Genomic DNA, 19,096 nt, shown 5'->3' with positions numbered 1-19,096 from the left:
TGCACGGCCTTGGACCAAACCAGCGGCGATAAGAAAATAACTGTTCAGATTTTATCCAATTCAGCCTTTATCCAGTCATCGAGAGCGGGTATCATGCCAACCCTTTTTCGAACTCTAATGATCCGGCCCCACAACAGGGAAGTCCTATGTCGGCGGTACGCATCGGCCCATACACATTGCACAACGGCTTGATCCTCGCCCCGATGGCGGGTGTCACCGACCAGCCCTTTCGTCAGCTTTGCAAGCGTTTGGGCGCAGGGCTTGTAGTCTCGGAAATGGTCACCAGCGACATGAGCTTGTGGAACACCCGCAAATCGCGGATGCGCATGATCCACGAAGGTGATCCCGAGCCCCGCTCGGTACAGATCGCCGGCGGTGATGCGCAAATGCTGGCGGATGCGGCCCGGGCCAACGTGGAGTTGGGGGCGCAGATTATTGATATCAACATGGGTTGCCCGGCCAAGAAGGTCTGTAACAAGGCCGCAGGTTCTGCCCTGTTGAAGGATGAGCAGTTGGTGAGCGAGATCCTGCATGCCGTTGTCGCTGCAGTGGATGTGCCGGTCACCCTGAAGATCCGCACCGGCTGGGACCGGGACAACAAGAATGGCCTGACGGTGGCGAAGATCGCCGAGCAGGCGGGCATTACAGCGCTGGCGGTGCATGGCCGCACCCGCGCCGACCTTTACACCGGTGAAGCCGAGTACGACACCATTGCCGCGATCAAGCAGGCGGTGTCGATTCCCGTCTTTGCCAACGGCGACATCGATTCAGCCGAGAAAGCCCGGCGCGTGCTGCACGCGACCGGCGCCGATGGCCTGTTGATTGGCCGGGCTGCCCAGGGGCGGCCGTGGATTTTTCGTGAGATCGAGCACTTTCTGCGTACCGGCGAAATCATGCCGGCACCGGAGTTGATCGAGGTGGAACGTATTCTGCTAGAGCATCTGGCCGCCCTGCACGCCTTCTACGGAGACGTGATGGGAGTACGCATTGCTCGCAAGCATGTGGGCTGGTATCTCGCAACCTTGCCGGGCGCCAGGGAGTTTCGCGCCCACTTCAATCGTTTGGATGATACGGAAGCACAGTGCGCCAACGTTCGTGAGTTCTTCAGCGAGCGTTACAAGAGCCTGGTGACAGGGGACGGAGAAGGGGTGGCCGCATGACGATGATGACCGAGACTTTAGTGAGTGGAACAACACCCGTGAGCGACAACGTCAATTTGAAACAGCACCTCAACACGCCGAGCGAAGAAGGCCAGACCCTTCGCGGGAGTGTCGAGAAGGCGCTGCACAATTATTTCGCCCACCTTGAGGGCGCTGCCGTCACGGACGTGTACAACCTGGTGCTCTCCGAAGTCGAAGCGCCGTTGCTCGAAAGCGTGATGAACTACGTCAAGGGCAACCAGACCAAGGCCAGTGAGCTGCTCGGTCTGAACCGTGGCACGCTGCGCAAGAAACTCAAGCAGTACGATTTGCTGTAAGCATTCAATCAAACCAGAAAGGCGCCCGCGTAAAAACGGTCGCCTTTTTTGCTGACTCCTTTGCTTTTGATGGAAATTGAAATGACCGACCAGACTACCCGCCTGCCGATCCGCCGTGCCTTGATCAGTGTCTCCGACAAGACCGGGATCCTCGAATTTGCCCGGGAGCTGGAAGCCCTGGGCGTGGAGATTCTCTCCACCGGCGGGACCTTCAAACTGCTGCAGGACAACGGCGTGGCCGCAGTGGAAGTGGCGGACTACACCGGTTTCGCAGAAATGATGGACGGTCGGGTCAAGACCCTGCACCCGAAAATCCACGGCGGGATCCTCGGTCGTCGCGGTATCGACGACGCCATCATGACCGAGCACGGCATCAAGCCGATCGACCTGGTGGCCGTTAACCTCTACCCGTTCGAAGCCACCATCAACAAGCCAGGCTGCGACCTGCCGACCGCCATCGAAAACATCGATATCGGCGGCCCGACCATGGTTCGCTCCGCAGCAAAAAACCACAAAGACGTGGCCATCGTGGTCAACGCCAGCGACTACGCCAACGTACTGGAAAGCCTGAAAGCCGGCGGCCTGACCTACGCCCAGCGCTTCGACCTGATGCTCAAGGCCTTCGAACACACCGCCGCCTACGACGGTATGATCGCCAACTACATGGGCACCGTGAACCAGGCGGCTGAAACCCTCAGCACAGAAGGCCGCAGCCAGTTCCCGCGCACCTTCAACAGCCAGTTCATCAAGGCCCAGGAAATGCGCTACGGCGAGAACCCGCACCAGAGCGCGGCGTTCTACGTTGAAGCCAAGCCTGCCGAAGTCGGCATCGCCACCGCAACCCAACTGCAAGGCAAAGAGCTGTCCTACAACAACGTGGCCGACACCGACGCCGCGCTGGAATGTGTGAAGAGCTTCGTCAAGCCCGCCTGCGTGATCGTCAAGCACGCCAACCCGTGCGGCGTGGCCGTGAGCCCGGACGCTGAAGGCGGCATCCGCCAGGCCTACGAACTGGCCTACGCCACCGACACCGAGTCGGCTTTCGGCGGCATCATCGCCTTCAACCGTGAGCTGGACGCCGAGACCGCCAAGGCGATCGTCGAGCGTCAGTTTGTTGAAGTGATCATCGCCCCGTCCGTGAGCGACGAAGCCCGCGCCATCGTTGCTGCCAAGGCCAATGTGCGCCTGCTGGCCTGCGGCGAGTGGTCGGCCGAGCGTGCCGCTGCCTGGGACTACAAGCGCATCAACGGCGGCTTGCTGGTACAGAGCCGCGACATCGGCATGATCGGCAGCGCTGACCTGAAAGTAGTGACCAAACGCGCCCCGACCGAACAGGAAATCAACGACCTGATCTTCGCCTGGAAAGTCGCCAAATACGTTAAATCCAACGCCATCGTCTACGCCAAGAACCGCCAGACCATCGGTGTCGGCGCGGGCCAGATGAGCCGCGTGAACTCGGCACGTATTGCCGCGATCAAGGCGGAACATGCCGGCTTGCAGGTGCAGGGTTCGGTGATGGCGTCCGACGCATTCTTCCCGTTCCGTGATGGCCTGGACAACGCCGCGAAAGCCGGTGTTACCGCCGTGATCCAACCGGGCGGTTCGATGCGTGATGCTGAAGTCATCGCTGCTGCCGACGAAGCCGGCATCGCCATGGTCTTTACCGGCATGCGTCACTTCCGCCACTGATCCAACCTGATCGAATGTGGGAGCCGGTTTTGTGGCGAGGGAGCTTGCTCCCGCTGGGGTGCGAAGCGCCCCCAAAAGCGGGCTCCAGCTGCGCTGTCGAACGGGAGCAAGCTCCCTCGCCACAAGTGTCCGGCTCCACATTAAAGCGCTTCAGCGGCGCCTTACAGAATTTGAGGTTTTTGAAATGAATGTTTTGATCATTGGCAGCGGTGGCCGTGAACACGCCCTGGCCTGGAAAGTTGCCCAGGACCCGCGCGTCCAGAAAGTTTTCGTTGCACCCGGCAACGCCGGCACCGCCATTGAAGCCAAGTGCGAAAACGTCGCCATCGACGTGCTAGCCCTTGAGCAACTGGCAGACTTTGCCGAGAAAAACGTTTCCCTGACCATCGTCGGGCCGGAAGTGCCGCTGGTAGCCGGCGTTGTGGACCTGTTCCGCAGCCGTGGCCTGGATTGCTTCGGCCCTACCGCCGGCGCTGCCCAGCTGGAAGGCTCGAAAGCCTTCACCAAGGACTTCCTGGCTCGCCACAAGATCCCGACTGCCGACTACCAGAACTTCACCGAGATCGAGCCAGCCCTGGCTTACCTGCGTGAGGTCGGTGCACCGATCGTGATCAAGGCCGACGGCCTGGCCGCCGGCAAAGGCGTGATCGTCGCTATGACCCTGAGTGAGGCCGAAGACGCCGTACGCGACATGCTCGCCGGCAACGCTTTCGGTGAAGCGGGCTCGCGCGTCGTCATCGAGGAGTTCCTCGACGGCGAAGAAGCCAGCTTCATCGTGATGGTCGACGGCAAGAACGTGCTGCCGATGGCCACCAGCCAGGACCATAAACGTGTTGGCGACGGCGACAGCGGCCCGAACACCGGCGGCATGGGTGCCTACTCCCCTGCCCCGGTAGTCACCGCCGAAGTGCACAAACGCGTGATGGACCTGGTGATCTGGCCAACCGTGCGCGGCATGGCCGACGAAGGCAATGTGTACACCGGTTTCCTGTACGCCGGCTTGATGATCGACAAGGCCGGCAACCCGAAAGTCATCGAGTTCAACTGCCGCTTCGGCGATCCGGAAACCCAACCGGTGATGCTGCGCCTGCAATCGAGCCTGGTGCTGCTGGTGGAAGCTGCGCTGGCCCAGGCCCTGGACAAGGTAGAAGCCCAGTGGGACCCGCGCCCGAGCGTCGGCATCGTGCTGGCCGCCGGCGGCTACCCGGCCGACTACGCCAAGGGCGATGTGATTGAAGGTCTGGATGCGGCTGCTACGCTGGAAGGCAAGGTGTTCCATGCGGGCACCGCGCTCAAGGATGGCAAGGTTGTCACCGCCGGTGGTCGCGTGTTGTGCGCAACCGCCATGGGCAGCAGCGTAGATGCCGCCCAGCAACAGGCGTACAAGCTGGCGGCAAAAATCGACTGGAAGGGCTGCTTCTATCGCACCGACATTGGCTACCGTGCCATTGCCCGCGAGCGTGGCGAAAGTCAGTAAACAGCTATCCGTTCGGTTAGGCAGGGGCGTTTTGCCCTTGCCCTACTCTTGTGGCCCCGCGCATAGTTATACCCATGCATCAACCTACGAAGGGATTTCGCCGTGCGCTGGCTCAGGATCGCCATAGGTTTCACTGTCAGTCTGCTGACCTTGCTCTGCTTGCTTCCGGCCCAGGCCGCCGCACAAGGCAGTGGCTGGGCGGTATTGCTTGATGAACAGGCCGATCTGCAACTGAGCGATATCCGCTCGCCCCGCTACATCAATCAATTCAGCCCCATCGAACTGGACCGGATTACCGCCGCGCAACCGGACGGTGCGTTGTGGGTACGCTTCAGGCTGCAACCCGGCAAGCACGAGCAAGTGCTGCGGGTATTCGCCCCTGACCTGTCACACCTGAACCTGTACGTACTCGACGGCGACACCCTGGTGGAGCAGCAAGCCACCGGCACCCGCCAGCCCCAGGCCGAGCGCCCGCTGCCCAGCAGCGACTTCATGCTGCCGATGCCTCAGAGCCAGAAGCCGCTGGACGTGTACCTGCGCCTGGTCTCGGAACACGAACTGCGCCCGTACATCACCCTGGAGCCCGCCGTACTGGCCGCGGCCAACCAGAACCAGACGCTGATCTACGGGCTGCTGTTCGGCTGCCTGGTGATGCTGATCCTGCACAACCTGACCCGCTACGCCTACCATCGCTCCCGCAGCAGCCTGTGGCTCGCCGCCTGCGAAGTGCTGTTGCTGCTCAGCCTGGCGCTGCTGCTCAATGTGGTGGGGCCATGGCTGCCGAACTGGCACGCGGTACAAACCCCCGGCGCCTACCTCGCCCTGCTGCTGACGGCGCCATGCGGGCTGATGTTCGCCTACCGTTTCTTTGCGCCCCTGGGCCCGCATCCGCTGAACAAGCTGTTGATGGCCGACATCCTGCTGATCGTCCTGGTCGGGCTGTTGCTGCTGTTCGTCAACACACTGCCCCTGAACATCATCACCTACGCCCTGGTGGCGCTGGCCGGCCTGAGCATGTTGTTCGTTTCGGCTTATCACTGGCAAAAAGGTTATCGCCCGGCGCGGCTGTTCATGCTGGCGATGGTGATCTTCAACATTGGCACCCTGATTATCCTGCCCGCATTGCTGGGCCTGACACTGGTGGCGCCCCAAGGTCTGATCGTCACCTTGCTCGGTTTTATCTGCCTCAGCGGCTTGTTGATGAGCCTGGCCCTGGGCGAACGCCAGCGCGCCATCACCGAAGACAACTTCAGCCTCAGCCGCGACCTGGCGGCCAGCAATGCCGAGATCGCCGCCAAGGCCGAGTTCCTGGCGAAGATCAGCCACGAAATCCGCACCCCCATGAACGGCGTGCTGGGCATGACCGAACTGCTGTTGGGCACGCCGCTGTCGGTCAAACAGCGGGACTATGTGCAAACCATCCACAGCGCCGGCAATGAACTGCTCACCCTGATCAACGAGATCCTCGACATCTCCAAGCTGGAGTCCGGGCAGATCGAACTGGACGACGTGCAATTCGACCTCAACGCGCTGATCGAAGACTGCCTGAGTATTTTCCGCGCCAAGGCCGAACAGCAGAACGTCGAGCTGATCAGCTTTATCCAGCCCCAGGTGCCACGGGTGATCAGCGGCGACCCGACCCGCCTGCGCCAGGCAATGTTGAGCCTGCTGGAAAACGCCCTGCAAAAAACCGATGAAGGCGAAGTGCTGATCGTCGTCGCGCTGGACGAGCGCAGCAGCAAACCGCGCCTGCGCATCGCCGTGCAAGACAGCGGCCTGCCAATGGAACCCGCCGAGCGCGACGCCCTGCTGCACAGCGAGTTGCACAGCAAGAATTTCCTCTCGGCCACACGCCTGAGCGGCCATCTGGGCCTGGTCATCGCCCGCCAGTTGATCCTGTTGATGAATGGCGAATTCGGCATCAAGAGCGGCAGCCAACAGGGCAGCACCTTGTGGCTGACCTTGCCGCTGGACCCGGAACGCCTGGAGCATCCGACCTCCGACCTCGACGGCCCGCTCCAGGGCGCTCGCGTGCTGGTGGTGGACGACAACGACACCTGCCGCAAAGTGCTGGTGCAGCAATGCACGGCCTGGGGCCTGAACGTCAGCGCCGTGCCTTCGGGCAAGGAAGCCCTGGCGCTGCTGCGCACCAAGGCGCACCTGCGGGACTATTTCGACGTGGTGCTGCTGGACCAGAACATGCCCGGCATGACCGGCATGCAACTGGCGGCGAAGATCAAGGAAGACCCGAGCCTGAACCACGACATATTGCTGATCATGCTCACCGGCATCAGCAATGCGCCGAGCAAGATCATCGCGCGCAACTGCGGGATCAAACGCATCCTCGCCAAACCCGTGGCCGGCTATACCCTCAAGACCACGCTTGCCGACGAGTTGACCCAGCGCAGCAAAGGCACCGTGCAGCCTCGCCAGCCCGCGATCAGCGCGCCCGTCCCGGTGACGGTGCCGAGTGATTTCCGGATCCTGGTGGCGGAAGACAACAGCATCTCCACCAAGGTGATTCGCGGCATGCTCGGCAAGCTCAACCTGCAGCCCGACACCGCGAGCAACGGCGAAGAAGCCCTGCAAGCGATGAAGGCCCAACGCTACGACCTGGTGTTGATGGACTGTGAAATGCCGATCCTCGACGGCTTCTCCGCCACCCAGCAACTGCGGGCGTGGGAAGTCAGCAACCAGCGCATTCGTACGCCGATCGTGGCGCTGACGGCGCACATTCTGTCGGAACATAAAGAGCGTGCACGCCAGGCCGGGATGGACGGGCACATGGCCAAGCCGGTGGAGCTGTCGCAATTGCGCGAGCTGGTGGAGTATTGGGTGGCGCAGCGGGCACAACGGCCGGAACACGCCCCTACCTGACCTGAAACAGGATCTCCCTGTGGGAGCTGGCTTGCCTGCGATGGCGGTGTATCAGCCACAAACATGGATGCCTGACACACCGCCATCGCAGGCAAGCCAGCTCCCACATTTGTTCCGTGGCGCCTGATAGACTCCCCACACGTCCCCGCCGCGAGCCGCGCCCATGCTCCATGTGCTATTCAGCGTTTACCTGAAGATGCTGGTGCTCTACAGCCCCTTCTTCGTGCTCTCCTGCTTTATCAGCCTGACCCGCGGCTACTCCAGCAAAGAGCGGCGGCGCCTGGCCTGGAAAGTCGCCCTCGCCACCCTGGTATCGAGCGTGTTGCTCTACCTGTTCGGCCGGGTGATTTTCAGTGTGTTCGGCATCACCGTCGACGCCTTCCGCATCGGCGCCGGCAGTGTGCTGTTTATCTCGGCCCTGGGCATGGCCCAAGGCAAGTCGGCGGTGCAGACCGACAACGTGCAGCAGGACGTGACCATCGTGCCGCTGACCATTCCCCTGACCGTCGGCCCCGGCACCATCGGTGCGCTGCTGGTGATGGGCGTCAGCCAGCCGCACTGGGACGACAAGATCACCGCCATCCTCAGCATCGCCCTGGCCAGCCTCACGGTGGGCGTGGTGCTGTACCTGTCCAACCGTATCGAACGCATCCTCGGCGACCAGGGCTTGCAGATTGTCAGCCGGTTGATGGGGCTGTTTGTGTGTGCCCTGGCCGCGCAAATCATCTTTACCGGTGTACGCGGCTACCTGGTGCCGTAACGCTCAAATCCTGTATTTGGCGATAGCCAGGCGGACCTTGTCCCCTGCGCTGTCCCGCAGCAGTTGAATCGTGGCTTCATTGACCACCGAGCTGTTCAGCACCAGGCACGTGCGGCCACTGAAGGCTTCAACGGAGGCACTGTCCCACTCCAGAAACGGTATGCCCAACTGCTTGCTGACGCCGTGGGAACTGTAAGTCACCAACACCATCGAGACCTCTCCGGCCGTTTCCGAACAGGACGCCAAGCCGAAATCACCACCGTCGCGGGTGGTGGTATTGCGTTTGAACAACTCGAACGAGGCCGGAAGCTGCTTCAAGGCCTCCACTGCATCACCCACCAGCTTGGGCAGCGCACTGATCAGCGGCCCCGACAGGAACGTCGAAGCCACCGTGGCCGCTACCAGGTTCAGCGCCGCCAACTGCACCGACAGCCCTTTGCGGGTCGTGTACACCCGCTCAAAACTGCTCCTCACCGGGATCCAGCCCAGGCTGGTCATCACCTTGATGAACTCGTCGTACCAGGCCTCGCTTCCCCGGGCGATGCGCAACACATCGCTGACGTAGCTGCTCGCCAGCAAATAGCTCTTGCGGGTGTACTCCTTGTTGAGACTGGTCATGCCGTCCACAAACGACATGACGCTGTTGTTCACCACCGCCGCATTCAAATCATCATCGTCAGCCTTTATCGGCGGGCTCGACCCGGACGACAGGCTGGACGCCCCCGGAAGCCGGTAAGCGGAAATCAGCCTCCTCCTTTTTGCGCTGTTGATCCGTCTGTTATTTCGCTCCATAGCCATTTCTCCATAACCCCCAACATGGGGCTTAACGCCAACACTAGTCGAGTTGCCGGAGATCTTGAGCTACAGGAAATTGACGACAGGACGCGCTGCTGCACGCAGGAAAAATCAGCGCTCGCGGCGACGCTGAGCAAACACGGGGGATGAACCTGTGCGGTGAAAAGATGCGGTGTTTTTCTTCGGCCCGTAGAGAAAGGTAAGACTCGACCTGGCGACAGAACGGCTCGGCAAGCAGACCTTTCTTCCATCACCTGATGGCTTTTTCAAGGTGGCCCCATTGCGGGGCCACCGTGTTTCAGGAGGCCGGTTTCTCGCCGTACCAACGTGGCGTGTACACCCACTCACCGCCACCGGCGCGGGGGAATACGCAGGTGGTGGACGAGCCGATGAGCACCATGGTGCGCATGTCCACCTGCTCCGGGGTCAGTTGCCCCAGTGTGGTGACGCGCAGGGTCTGCCCCGGACGACCGATATCACGGCCCAACACCACTGGCGTCTCGGCCGTGCGGTGCTGCGCGACGATCTCCAGGGCACGCCCCAACTGCCACGGCCGCGCACGGGAAATCGGGTTGTAGAACGCCAGCGCCAGGTCGGCCTGGGACGCCAGGTCCAGGCGCTTCTCGATGATAGCCCAGGGCTTGAGGTTGTCCGACAGCGACATCACGCAGAAGTCATGCCCCAGCGGTGCCCCCGCCTGGGCCGCCGTGGCCAGGGATGCCGATACGCCCGGCAGGATCTCCAGGTCGACCTGATGCCAGGCCGGGTCGCTGGATTCGTGCAAGGCTTCGATCACCGCAGCGGCCATGGCGAATACGCCCGGGTCACCCGAGGACACCACCACCACCGAACGCCCCTGCGCCGCCAGCTCAAAGGCGTGGCGGGCGCGCTGCATTTCTTCGCGGTTGTCGGTGCAATGCTGGATCTGGTCCGGTCGGAATGGCCCGGCCATGCGCACGTAGGTTTCGTAGCCCAGCACGTCGGTGCAGCGGGCCAGCTCGGCCTTTACCGCCGGCACCATCAGCTCGGCAGCGCCGGGGCCCAGGCCGATGACCGCCAGGCGTCCACGGGGACGACCGATCAGGGACAGGTTCAGAGGGGCATCGGCGACCGTGATCGCGATGTCGGCCTGGGTCGCCAAATCGGCAAAGCGCAACGGTACGTCCAACTCGACTGAAGCTTCGTGCAATGACGAATCAGCCATCTCCGTTTCAGCCGCCAGCAGGCACGCCAGTGACTGCACGGCGAGCCCTGCATCCTGCAACGCCGCACGAATGCGCGAGGCCAATTGCGGCCCTGGCTGGCAGGTGACCAACACGTTCTTCGGATAAATCAGCAGTTCATTCGCCGCAGGCGTGCGCTCGGCGCTGCCCACGTGGATCGCCAGTCGCGCCTGCTGATCCTGGGGCAAATTGGCCTGATCCAGCCACGGCGCAGCACCTTCGATGCGCACCGATTCGCCCGCCAGCAAGTCCGACACAAAGCGCTTGCCCAGCTCCAGATCTGCGAGCTGATAACCGCTGGGAGGGTTGAGCAGGCAGGTGCCGAAACGCAGTTCGCCACTGGTGGTGATCGCAGCGGCAACGCCCAACGCAGCAGCGATTTCACGCGCCATTACGTTCACACCGCCGAGGCCACCGAGCAGCGGCACTACCGCGCTGCCGTCTTCGGCGACTGCCAGCACGGCAGGCTCCACGCCTTTCTCCAGCAGCAGCGGCGCCAGGGTGCGGATCACAATTCCGGCGGCGCACAACGCAATGATCGACGTGCCCTGTTGATACAACTGGCGCAGAGTAGCGCCGAACTCGGTGTAGGACTGGTCTGCGCCCTCGACCCGCCCGGCCAGGCCGTGGATCAGCGCGTCGGGATACACCTGCTGGATAGCCCGGGCCGTGGGGAGGCTGCCCTGCCCCAGGATGACAATCGCGGGACTCGTCATCAGCCTTGCCACCTTTCACCAGGAACGATGATCAGCGAGAAATATGGCGAGGACGTTGGATCGACTTCGTTCAGGGCGACGATTTTCTGATTGGCCATGGTCGCACGCTCGACGTACAACGCCCGGCTCGCCAGGCCCAGTTCTTCCAATACCTGGCGCACCTTGGTGAAGTTGCGCCCCAGCTTCATGATCACCGCCGCATCGGCATCCGCCAGGCGACGCTTGAGTTCGTCGTGGGGCAACACGCCGGAGAGCACCGACAGGCTCTGGTTGCGATACACCAACGGCGCGCCCAGCACCGAGGCGCCACCGAGCATCGAGCACACGCCCGGGATCACCTGGGCTTCGTAGCGCTCGGCCAGGCGGTCGTGCAGATACATATAGGAGCCGTAGAAGAACGGATCGCCTTCGCAGATCACCGCCACATCGCGCCCGGCATCCAGGTGCGCGGCAACGTCGACACTGGCGGTGTCGTAGAAGTCGCTGATCACTTGCTCGTAGGACAGCGGCGCCGGCAACACTTCGGTGGTCACCGGGTACACCAGCGGCATCAGGGTCTGCTGTGGCACCAGATGGTCTTCGATGATGCCGAAGGCGTTGCCCTTCTTGCCCTTGGCCACGAAGTACGCCACCACCGGCGATTCGCGCAACAGGCGCAGGGCCTTGAGGGTGATAAGTTCCGGGTCACCGGGGCCTACGCCCAGGCCAATCAAACGTCCGCGTGCCGGCATTATTCGACCTCCGTGGCCAAGGCGTTCACCGCGGCGGCGGCCATTGCACTGCCGCCCAGGCGGCCCTGCATGATCACGAACGGTACGCCACGGCTGTCTGCAGCCAGCATCGCCTTGGATTCGGCGGCGCCGACAAAACCCACCGGGAAACCGAGGATCAACGCGGGTTTTGGCGCACCGGCGTCGAGCATTTCCAGCAGGTAGAACAAGGCGGTCGGGGCATTGCCGATCACCACCACACTGCCTTCCAGGTGCGGGCGCCACAGCTCCAGGGCGGCGGCGGAACGGGTGTTGCCCAGCTCGCGGGCCAACTCCGGCACACTGTCATCGCGCAGGGTACAGATCACCTGATTGTTGGCCGGCAGGCGGGTGCGGGTTACGCCTTCGGAGACCATCCGCGCATCACACAGGATCGGCGCGCCGGCGGCCAGGGCTTCGCGCCCGGCCTTGCCCGCGCCCTCGGAAAATTGCAGGCCGTCGATGGCGTCGACCATGCCGCAGGCATGAATCACCCGCACGGCGAGTTTTTCCAGGTCGGCAGGAATGCGATCAAGCTTGGCTTCTGCGCGAATGATCGCGAAGGAGTTGCGATAGATCTCCTGACCGTCGCGGATGTAATCAATCATCGGTGTTGCTCCGTGGGTGGGCGCGCAACACGGCGCCCGCCGCTTCAATGGAAAGAGTGCGCGCGTGCAGGCGGCCGAAACCGGGCAGGCCTGCGTCGCGAAAATAGAGGTCGTAGTGGCCGGGGCTCACCGCCAGCAAGGTGACCGGCGCGGTGTGTGCGGCAGCGCAGGAACGCGTGCAGCCGGACAGGTGCACGTTGTGGCCGGGGGCAAGCGTGGCCAGGTGCAGGGCGTCGGCCTTGGTGTCGCAAAGGCCTTTGGCGCAGCCACTGGAACCGGTGCAGGCGATCAGGCGCGCCAGGGGTTGGTCCACAGAACACAGAAAGCCAAGCTGTTCGAGGCGTTCGGTCACAGCCGCCGCGTCCCGGATATTGGGCAGCAGCAGGCCTTGCCACGGCGTGACACGCAGGGTGGCGTCGCCATGGTCGACGGCCAGTTGCGCGGCGCCCCTGAGCATCGCCGAATCGAGGCGGCCCAAGGGTGCGACGCCGGCAACGTAGACCCGGGTTTTTTGGTGCTGTGGATAACTTCCCAGGTGCAGCGGCGCAGGGTTTGCACGGCGCGAGAAGCCGTCGGCAGGCTGCAATGGCAGGTTTATTTGCCCCAGGAAGTTATCCACAGATGTTTCGGCCAGCAGGTGCCGCATGCGGGTTTGTTCAGGCCGGGCCAGTGCAAGGAAGCGTTCCAGAACCGCCACCACCAATGCATGCCCTTGCGCCAAAGGCACGGCCGCCAAGGGCGCGTCCTGCGCCGGGCAACCTGCCAGGCCGAACGCCAACAGCGTCTGGCCATTGGCGTTAAAGGCCGACAGCCACAGGTCGTGGTGATGCTCGAGCATCGCCAAGGCTTCACCACCGTCCAGTTGCACGGCGAATTTCGCCGACAATTCATGAAAGCGCGGGTGGGTTTCCAGGGTGACGAGGATCTCGTCCGCCAACGGTCGGGTGTCGAACAGCATGTCGCGGTCGATACCGGCGCTGGGGCTGAGCATCAGGTTGCGCACATCGTCCCCGGCGGCGCTTCTGGGGCCCAGGTCGGCGGCCAGCAAGGCCGCGATCAATGCGTCCTGTTCGGCGCCGATTCCGCGGATTTGCAGGTTGGCGCGGTTGGTCGCCTCGATCACCCCGCCGGCATAGGCCTGGGCCGCGTCGGCCACGGCAAACGCCTGCCCGGCGCGGATCGAACCACCGGCCAGTTTGATCCGGCAAATCCCGCCATCCAACGCCTGGACAATACGCAGCAACCCCGGACAGGCCGAGGGGCGCAAGGTATTGGACGATGGTGTTGGTTTCACAGGGCTACCGGTTCACGGGTAAAGGCGCGGTATTATGCCTGCTTTGTCCGGCGGCATGAAAAGCCTGCCCGTCGGATGTCGTTCAAGGAATTCATATGTCGCCCTGGCTGACGGTAGTAGGCATCGGTGAAGACGGCTTCAAGGGCCTGGGCAGAAACGCCCGGCACGCTCTGTTGCGCGCCTCTCGCATAGTTGGCGGCCAACGCCAGCTGGACTTATTGCCCGTGTGCATTCGCGGCGAACGCCAGTTGTGGCCCAGCCCGTTTTCCACGGAGCCGGTGCTGGCGCGCCGTGGTGAGGCGGTGTGCGTGCTGGCCAGCGGCGATCCGATGTTCTATGGCGTGGGCGCGAGCCTGGCGCGGCAGCTGCCCGCCGATGAGCTGCTGATTCTGCCGGCGCCTTCTTCCGTGTCGCTGGCGGCGGCGCGTTTGGGCTGGCCGTTGCAGGACGTGGTGACACTGTCGGTGGTTGCCCGGCCGCTGGCGGCGCTGAATGCGCACCTGGCCACCGGCGTGCGTTTGCTGGTGCTGAGCAATGATGACCAGAGCCCGGCGGCGATTGCGGCGCAGTTGGCCGAGCGTGGGTTTGGCGCAAGTCGCCTGAGTGTGTTTGAACACCTGGGTGGGCCGGATGAGCGGCGCGTCGACGGTATCGCCCAGGACTGGCAGGGCGAGCCGATTGCTGCATTGAATCTGGTGGCCATCGACTGCGTGGCTGACGCCAACTCACCGCGCCTGTCACGCCTGGCGGGGTTGCCGGATTCGGCGTTCAAGCACGATGGCCAGCTGACCAAGCGTGACGTACGCGCCATGACCCTCGCCCGCCTCGCGCCAATGCCCGGCGAACTGCTGTGGGATGTGGGCGCGGGCAGCGGCTCCATCGGGATCGAATGGATGCGTGCCCACCCCAGCTGCCGCGCGCTGGCCATTGAGGCCGACGAAGGCCGGCAACTGCTGATCGAACACAACCGTGATGCCCTGGGCGTCCCCGGCCTGCAACTGATTCGCGGCACTGCGCCCCACGCCCTGAACGGGCTGGAAGCACCCAACGCGATCTTCATCGGCGGTGGCGTAACCCGTGACGGCGTGCTCGACACCTGCTGGCAACAGCTGCGCCCCGGCGGCCGGCTGGTGGCCAACGCCGTGACCCTGCAAAGCGAAATGACCCTGATGGCCTGGCGCGAACAACACGGCGGCGAGCTGACCCGCATTCACGTGGCCCAGGCCCAGCCGCTGGGGGGCTTTGATACCTGGCGCCAGGCGCTGCCGATCACCTTGCTGGAAGTGACCAAGCCGCTATGAAACGCATCCTGCTGCTGGGCGGCGTGACGGAAGCCCTGGCCATTGCCCGCACACTGGGGCCCGAGCATATCTACAGCCTGGCGGGCGTTGGCCGCGTTCCGACCGACCTTGGGTGCCAGGTGCGCGTCGGCGGCTATGGCGGCGCTGAAGGCTTGGCGCAGTTCATTCGCGATGAAGGTATCGAGCTGGTGCTGGACGCGACTCATCCGTATGCCGCACAGATCAGCGCCAATGCTGCCCGCGCCGCCGGTTTGTGCGACGTTGCCTGCTGGGCCCTGCGCCGCCCGGCATGGCAGCCACAGGCGGGTGACGACTGGCGCGAAGTCAGTGACTGGGCGCAGTTGATCGAAGCCCTCAAGCCCTTCAAGCGACCGCTGTTCACGCTGGGCCGCGAACCGTTGCAGCACCTCGACGAAATTCCCTCCGAGCAGTTCTGGACGTTGCGCGCACTGGATGTGTACCCCGGCAATGAACGCTGCGAAGTGATTGGCGCCCGAGGGCCGTTTTTGATCGAGGACGAGCGGGCGTTGTTTGAGCGGCGGCAGATTGATGTGCTGATCAGCAAGAACAGCGGCAGCACGGCTACGGAGCCGAAGCTGGAAGTGGCAAGGGAGCGTGGGGTGCCGGTGTTGGTGTTGAGGCGGCCGGTGTTGGCGGGGGTGGATATGGAGTTCACGACAGTCAACTCGGTACTGGAAGCATTCCAGTCTGTATGACGCAACACGAAACAAAGGTGGGAGCTGGCTTGCCTGCGATACAGACGACGCGGTCGTTCAGATACACCGCAGCGATGCCATCGCGGGCAAGCCAGCTCCCACACTAACCTGCGTCGCGCTGTCAGCTCCGCGTGGCGGCCGCCTGTTCGGCAGCATCGTGCACCCGATCAGCCAGCAACTCCGCCAGTTCGATCAACTGAGCAACGCCCAACAACTCCTCTCGCTTCGATCCTTCCAGGCTAAACGCCAAGTCGCAACTCAGCGCGTTGGCCGAGGCAAGTGTTTCGATGAGGTTGACCAGCAAGTCTTCGGTGCTGATTCCGTCGGTTACGGTGAACAGCCGAAAAGGGGGATTTGGGGTAGGTTTAATCATTGTGAAGCTCCGGAGAAGTGCAAAGGAGCTACCACTGATCGCCGCGATGCGATGGGGGTGGCAGCTGTACGCAGGTTCGCGGACCGGCTCTCCAGAACACCGGCATACCCGAAGGTATCCCGCGCACAGCCACCATAGCGCCGCACAGTAGACGATAAAAAAGCGCCAACTGAAAGGACACGATGACGCTTTTGCGTCTGAAGAAATCCGGGCCGCGACGCCCGACCGCTGATTTTGCAGCGGTGTACGGAGACTAGAGATTGAGTTTCCCAAGGACAACCTCCAATCTCTGTCGGAAATTTCTGTGGAGGGCCTCCACATTCGAATCGGACACCATCCAAACTGTGGGAGCTGGGTTGCCTGCGATACAGACGACGCGGTCGTTCAGATACACCGCAGCGATGCCATCGCAGGCAAGCCAGCTCCCACACTAACCTGCGTCGCGCTGTCAGCTCAGCGCGGCAGCCGTCTGTTCGGCTGCATCGTGCACCCGATCAGCCAGCAACTCCGCCAGTTCGATCAACTGAGCAACGCCCAGCAATTCCTCTCGCTTCGATCCTTCCAAGCTAAACGCCAAGTCGCAACTCAGCGCGTTGGCCGAGGCAAGTGTTTCGATGAGGTTGACCAGCAGGTCTTCGGTGCTGATTCCGTGGGTTACGGTGAACAGCCGAAAAGGGGGATTTGGGGTAGGTTTAATCATTGTGAAGCTCCTAAGGGAAGTGGAGCTGCCACTGATCGCCGCGACGCGATGGAGGGTGGCAGCTGTGCGCAGGTTCGCGGACCGGTCCCTAGGCAACCCGGCATACCCGAAGGTATCCCGCGCACAGCCACCATAGCGCCGCACAGTAGACGATAAAAAAGCGCCAACTGAAAGCAGACGATGGCGCTTAGCGCCTACAGGAATCCGGGCCGCGACGCCCGCCCGCTGAGTTTGCAGCGGTGTACGGAGACTAGAGATTGAGTTTCCCAAGGACAACCGCCAATCGCTGTCGGAAATTTCTGTGGAGCATTCCCGTATCCAGGTTACATGGGGGCCCAATGAGAAGCTGCCTACACAGACACCAGAACCCGCTGACTACCGGAATAAGTATTCCCTTGGCGATGATCTTCAACATTTCGTCCACCGACGTTAAACATGAGGTTCATCGCATGACTGAAAAATCCCATCCCCGACGCTTAACTCGACCTGCTGAACATACGATTATCGAACACATAATCGCGAATCCCGAGCTTGCGCACGCGATTGGCCTTGAAGCGGAAGCCCCTAAATCGGATGAGCCCGAAGTCGCAGAACGATTGAACCAATGGCTGGAAAAAGCCCAATGCCTGCCTGACACGAAGACACAGTTCACGCGTTTCGATGCTGCCAACCATCTACGTACACAAGAAGAGATCGACGCTTATCTGGAAGCCTGCATCGAAGAAGACCCAGGCGATGGCTCATTGGTCAGCACAGCGCGAGAGACCATTGCCCGAGCAACCCGCAGGCTGAATACCAGGCAATAGCCGAATACAATCCCTCAGTTCCCGTCTATCCTCAAACCCAGCACTGCGACACCAAACCACACCGTCCCTTTTTACTTATCCCCCCCGATCAGGCTAAATACCCACCTGATCGCTTAACCCTACGGATTGTCCGCCATGGCCCGTCAACGCTTTGCAATTGCCTGGATAGCCTGCCTTGCAGTGCTGTTCAATGCGTTTGCTATGCCGCTGGCGGGTGCGATGCAGCAGGCGGATGACCCGGTCAAGCAATTGCTATGGGGCAGTTTCTGCTCCTCCAATGCCAACAAGCTGACGGCCATTGCCCTGGGCAAGCTGGAGATTCCGGCGCCGCAGCAGGACGATCACTCCACCATGCAGCATTGCTGGTGCTGCTCGGGCTCGGCGCCGTTGGTGGCGCTGCCGGGGCATTCGCCAACACTGTATTTCGCACGATTCGACGCAGTGCAGGACCTGCCGCCGCCGTCATTGCAATCCCCTGCCCCGCGCCAGCAATGGCCGAGCCTTAACCCCCGCGCCTCTCCAACGGTCTGATTTCTTCGCAAGTGAACTGCGTTTAGAACCGTTCTGGAGAACTGCCATGCTCAAATCTTCCCTGCTTCTGGCTGCGTTGTTGCTGCCGGTGTGTGCTGCTGCCAATGCCGAAGACTTCAAGGTCGGCGAACTGGTGGTCAGCGAACCCTGGTCTCAGGAACTGCCGCCCAACGCGCCGACCGTCGCGGCGTATTTCGTGATTCATAACCAGGGCGAGCATGCGGACCGCCTGCTCAGCGTCGACACGCCCGTGGCCGCCAAGGCCGAGCTGCATGAGCATGTGATGCAGGGCGACCTGATGAAGATGCAACAGGTGACCAGCGTCGCGGTGCCGGCCAAAGGTGACCTGACGTTCGCCCCCATGGCCTACCACGTGATGCTGCTGGACCTGAAGGACCGCAGCGTATTGCGCGACGGCCAGCATTTCCCGCTGACCCTGAATTTCGAGAAAGCCGGGCCGGTGAAGGTGGAAGTGTCGGTGCAGAAGCAACCGCCCATGGCCGGCCACGAGCACATGCACGCCCAGTAGATAAACCTTGATGGGCGCCCCACGCGCCAGGTTGCCCGCACACCGCCGTAAGCCGATGAGCCTTATGCGCGGCAGCTGGATCAGCCTGTTCGCCATGCTGATGATCTTTATCGGTCCGCTGATTTCCCAAGCGATGCCGATGGATCATCACGCCGGTATGTCGATGGCAATGTCCATGGACATGCCGAGCTGCCATGGCGACGCAAAACCTCAAAAGGCCCCCGACGAACACCACGTGCTGTGGGAAAAGTGCGGCTATTGCAGCCTGCTTTTCAGTTGCCCGGCGCTGCCTGGCAGCGTGTCGTTTGTCACCCTCGGCAGCCCGCCGCCCGCCAACGGCCTCACCCCCGCCCCACGCCTGGGCCATGCCCGGCAAACCGTGTTCCCCGGCGCCCGCAGCCGCGCGCCACCCATCATCGCGTAAGCACTTCACACCGTTACTTCACACCGGCCGACTTTCAAAAAGACAGCCGCA

At 62.5% G+C, this 19,096-nt stretch carries 19 protein-coding genes; 12 read left to right on the top strand and 7 right to left on the bottom strand.

Annotated features, from left to right (window positions below; genetic code table 11):
• Nucleotides 1–146 precede the first annotated feature (146 nt).
• From dusB to V3W39_RS07850, 6 genes are all read left to right on the top strand, one after another.
• Nucleotides 147–1,160 carry a tRNA dihydrouridine synthase DusB gene (gene dusB, locus V3W39_RS07875; protein WP_177076227.1) on the top strand — a complete coding sequence of 338 codons (1,014 nt, stop codon included), beginning with the start codon at nt 147–149 and terminating at the stop codon, nt 1,158–1,160.
• A complete protein-coding gene (fis, locus tag V3W39_RS07870) occupies nt 1,157–1,477 on the top strand; it encodes a DNA-binding transcriptional regulator Fis (RefSeq protein ID WP_003186237.1) in 321 nt (106 codons plus the stop codon). The genes dusB and fis overlap by 4 nt, the downstream gene beginning before the upstream one ends.
• A gap of 81 nt (nt 1,478–1,558) precedes the next feature.
• Nucleotides 1,559–3,166: a bifunctional phosphoribosylaminoimidazolecarboxamide formyltransferase/IMP cyclohydrolase gene (purH, locus tag V3W39_RS07865; protein ID WP_330212458.1), complete on the top strand. Its 1,608-nt coding sequence runs from the start codon at nt 1,559–1,561 to the stop codon at nt 3,164–3,166.
• A gap of 184 nt (nt 3,167–3,350) precedes the next feature.
• Nucleotides 3,351–4,643, top strand: coding sequence for a phosphoribosylamine--glycine ligase (gene purD / locus V3W39_RS07860; RefSeq protein WP_177076225.1), 1,293 nt, complete (start codon nt 3,351–3,353; stop codon nt 4,641–4,643).
• A 102-nt stretch (nt 4,644–4,745) separates the two neighbouring features.
• A complete protein-coding gene (locus tag V3W39_RS07855) occupies nt 4,746–7,520 on the top strand; it encodes a hybrid sensor histidine kinase/response regulator (RefSeq protein ID WP_177076223.1) in 2,775 nt (924 codons plus the stop codon).
• Nucleotides 7,521–7,683: 163 nt separating this feature from the next.
• Nucleotides 7,684–8,280 (top strand): MarC family protein, encoded by a 597-nt coding sequence (locus V3W39_RS07850; RefSeq protein ID WP_003217330.1) that lies wholly within the window; start codon nt 7,684–7,686, stop codon nt 8,278–8,280.
• A gap of 3 nt (nt 8,281–8,283) precedes the next feature.
• On the opposite strand, the gene V3W39_RS07845 is transcribed toward V3W39_RS07850, so the two are convergent.
• From V3W39_RS07845 to cobG, 5 genes are all read right to left on the bottom strand, one after another.
• Nucleotides 8,284–9,072, bottom strand: coding sequence for a hypothetical protein (locus V3W39_RS07845; protein WP_330212457.1), 789 nt, complete (start codon nt 9,070–9,072; stop codon nt 8,284–8,286).
• Nucleotides 9,073–9,373: 301 nt separating this feature from the next.
• Nucleotides 9,374–11,014 carry a precorrin-3B C(17)-methyltransferase gene (gene cobJ, locus V3W39_RS07840; protein ID WP_330212456.1) on the bottom strand — a complete coding sequence of 547 codons (1,641 nt, stop codon included), beginning with the start codon at nt 11,012–11,014 and terminating at the stop codon, nt 9,374–9,376.
• On the bottom strand, nt 11,014–11,745 hold the full coding sequence (locus V3W39_RS07835) for a precorrin-2 C(20)-methyltransferase (protein ID WP_177076217.1): 732 nt from the start codon (nt 11,743–11,745) through the stop codon (nt 11,014–11,016). Before V3W39_RS07835 ends, cobJ begins: the two co-directional genes overlap by 1 nt.
• On the bottom strand, nt 11,745–12,371 hold the full coding sequence (locus V3W39_RS07830) for a precorrin-8X methylmutase (RefSeq protein ID WP_010174005.1): 627 nt from the start codon (nt 12,369–12,371) through the stop codon (nt 11,745–11,747). The genes V3W39_RS07835 and V3W39_RS07830 overlap by 1 nt, the downstream gene beginning before the upstream one ends.
• Nucleotides 12,364–13,665 carry a precorrin-3B synthase gene (cobG, locus tag V3W39_RS07825; RefSeq protein WP_330212455.1) on the bottom strand — a complete coding sequence of 434 codons (1,302 nt, stop codon included), beginning with the start codon at nt 13,663–13,665 and terminating at the stop codon, nt 12,364–12,366. The genes V3W39_RS07830 and cobG overlap by 8 nt, the downstream gene beginning before the upstream one ends.
• A gap of 95 nt (nt 13,666–13,760) precedes the next feature.
• Here cobG and cbiE point away from each other — a divergent pair, with 95 nt between their 5' ends.
• Both cbiE and V3W39_RS07815 read left to right on the top strand, forming a co-directional pair.
• Nucleotides 13,761–14,966: a precorrin-6y C5,15-methyltransferase (decarboxylating) subunit CbiE gene (cbiE, locus tag V3W39_RS07820; protein WP_330212454.1), complete on the top strand. Its 1,206-nt coding sequence runs from the start codon at nt 13,761–13,763 to the stop codon at nt 14,964–14,966.
• Nucleotides 14,963–15,682, top strand: a complete 720-nt coding sequence (locus tag V3W39_RS07815) for a cobalt-precorrin-6A reductase (protein ID WP_330212453.1) — start codon at nt 14,963–14,965, stop codon at nt 15,680–15,682. The genes cbiE and V3W39_RS07815 overlap by 4 nt, the downstream gene beginning before the upstream one ends.
• Nucleotides 15,683–15,803: 121 nt before the next feature.
• Here the strand turns inward: V3W39_RS07815 and V3W39_RS07810 are convergent, their stop codons facing one another.
• Nucleotides 15,804–16,055 (bottom strand): DUF6124 family protein, encoded by a 252-nt coding sequence (locus tag V3W39_RS07810; protein ID WP_177041387.1) that lies wholly within the window; start codon nt 16,053–16,055, stop codon nt 15,804–15,806.
• A 448-nt stretch (nt 16,056–16,503) separates the two neighbouring features.
• Nucleotides 16,504–16,755 (bottom strand): DUF6124 family protein, encoded by a 252-nt coding sequence (locus tag V3W39_RS07805; protein WP_330212452.1) that lies wholly within the window; start codon nt 16,753–16,755, stop codon nt 16,504–16,506.
• Between the two features lie 395 nt (nt 16,756–17,150).
• Here V3W39_RS07805 and V3W39_RS07800 point away from each other — a divergent pair, with 395 nt between their 5' ends.
• The 4 genes from V3W39_RS07800 (at nt 17,151) to V3W39_RS07785 (ending at nt 19,045) form a co-directional block, all read left to right on the top strand.
• Complete coding sequence (locus tag V3W39_RS07800; protein WP_177076211.1) at nt 17,151–17,561, top strand: helix-turn-helix domain-containing transcriptional regulator; 411 nt, start codon at nt 17,151–17,153, stop codon at nt 17,559–17,561.
• Between the two features lie 135 nt (nt 17,562–17,696).
• A complete protein-coding gene (locus V3W39_RS07795) occupies nt 17,697–18,092 on the top strand; it encodes a DUF2946 domain-containing protein (protein ID WP_259195330.1) in 396 nt (131 codons plus the stop codon).
• 46 nt (nt 18,093–18,138) lie between these two features.
• Nucleotides 18,139–18,621, top strand: coding sequence for a copper chaperone PCu(A)C (locus V3W39_RS07790; protein ID WP_076017993.1), 483 nt, complete (start codon nt 18,139–18,141; stop codon nt 18,619–18,621).
• Nucleotides 18,622–18,685: 64 nt separating this feature from the next.
• Nucleotides 18,686–19,045 carry a DUF2946 domain-containing protein gene (locus tag V3W39_RS07785; protein ID WP_330212451.1) on the top strand — a complete coding sequence of 120 codons (360 nt, stop codon included), beginning with the start codon at nt 18,686–18,688 and terminating at the stop codon, nt 19,043–19,045.
• Nucleotides 19,046–19,096 lie beyond the last annotated feature (51 nt).

The sequence above is a fragment of the Pseudomonas sp. Z18(2022) genome (assembly GCF_036346535.1).
GTDB classification, from domain to species: Bacteria; Pseudomonadota; Gammaproteobacteria; order Pseudomonadales; family Pseudomonadaceae; genus Aquipseudomonas; species Aquipseudomonas yamanorum_A.
The sequence above is the reverse complement of the archived record's forward strand: the minus strand, read 5'-3'. Positions and strand labels throughout refer to the sequence as shown.

Coding starts and splice junctions, on each gene's coding strand:
- purH (WP_330212458.1), top strand. CDS start 1,559: ATGACCGACCAGACTACCCGCCTGCCGATCCGCCGTGCCTTGATCAGT.
- dusB (WP_177076227.1), top strand. CDS start 147: ATGTCGGCGGTACGCATCGGCCCATACACATTGCACAACGGCTTGATC.
- V3W39_RS07850 (WP_003217330.1), top strand. CDS start 7,684: ATGCTCCATGTGCTATTCAGCGTTTACCTGAAGATGCTGGTGCTCTAC.
- V3W39_RS07795 (WP_259195330.1), top strand. CDS start 17,697: ATGGCCCGTCAACGCTTTGCAATTGCCTGGATAGCCTGCCTTGCAGTG.
- V3W39_RS07785 (WP_330212451.1), top strand. CDS start 18,686: ATGCGCGGCAGCTGGATCAGCCTGTTCGCCATGCTGATGATCTTTATC.
- cbiE (WP_330212454.1), top strand. CDS start 13,761: ATGTCGCCCTGGCTGACGGTAGTAGGCATCGGTGAAGACGGCTTCAAG.
- V3W39_RS07845 (WP_330212457.1), bottom strand. CDS start 9,072: ATGGAGCGAAATAACAGACGGATCAACAGCGCAAAAAGGAGGAGGCTG.
- V3W39_RS07830 (WP_010174005.1), bottom strand. CDS start 12,371: ATGATTGATTACATCCGCGACGGTCAGGAGATCTATCGCAACTCCTTC.
- cobJ (WP_330212456.1), bottom strand. CDS start 11,014: ATGACGAGTCCCGCGATTGTCATCCTGGGGCAGGGCAGCCTCCCCACG.
- V3W39_RS07790 (WP_076017993.1), top strand. CDS start 18,139: ATGCTCAAATCTTCCCTGCTTCTGGCTGCGTTGTTGCTGCCGGTGTGT.
- fis (WP_003186237.1), top strand. CDS start 1,157: ATGACGATGATGACCGAGACTTTAGTGAGTGGAACAACACCCGTGAGC.
- V3W39_RS07815 (WP_330212453.1), top strand. CDS start 14,963: ATGAAACGCATCCTGCTGCTGGGCGGCGTGACGGAAGCCCTGGCCATT.
- purD (WP_177076225.1), top strand. CDS start 3,351: ATGAATGTTTTGATCATTGGCAGCGGTGGCCGTGAACACGCCCTGGCC.
- V3W39_RS07805 (WP_330212452.1), bottom strand. CDS start 16,755: ATGATTAAACCTACCCCAAATCCCCCTTTTCGGCTGTTCACCGTAACC.
- V3W39_RS07810 (WP_177041387.1), bottom strand. CDS start 16,055: ATGATTAAACCTACCCCAAATCCCCCTTTTCGGCTGTTCACCGTAACC.
- V3W39_RS07835 (WP_177076217.1), bottom strand. CDS start 11,745: ATGCCGGCACGCGGACGTTTGATTGGCCTGGGCGTAGGCCCCGGTGAC.